Origin of the sequence: Streptomyces bicolor, assembly GCF_000719285.1 — a bacterium.
In the GTDB taxonomy this organism is placed as follows: Bacteria; Actinomycetota; Actinomycetes; order Streptomycetales; family Streptomycetaceae; genus Streptomyces; species Streptomyces bicolor.
Genome location: NZ_JOFS01000176.1, coordinates 1 through 202 on the forward strand (window position 1 = coordinate 1; position 202 = coordinate 202).

Annotated in this window: 1 protein-coding gene; it reads right to left on the reverse strand. The window is 73.3% G+C overall.

The window, feature by feature from the left end; translation table 11 throughout:
• Positions 1-202, reverse strand: a 202-nt coding sequence (locus tag IF78_RS44805) for an AMP-binding protein (protein WP_324617316.1), incomplete at both ends; no start/stop codon positions are given.

The following is a 202-nucleotide window of genomic DNA, read 5'->3' on the forward strand; positions in this document are numbered from 1 at the left end:
AGGGACCAGCGAGAGCACGTCGTCCAGGATGTAGGCCCGCATGCCGTCCAGCGGACGCCCGACCGGTATCGGCGCCGGCACCGCGTCGGCCACGGTCCAGGGAGCCTGGGTGGCGAACAGGGTGGTCTCGGTGGGGCCGTAGGCGCAGCGGACGACGGTGTCGGGGCAGTGCTCCAGCACGCGTCGTACCGCGGTCGGGGAG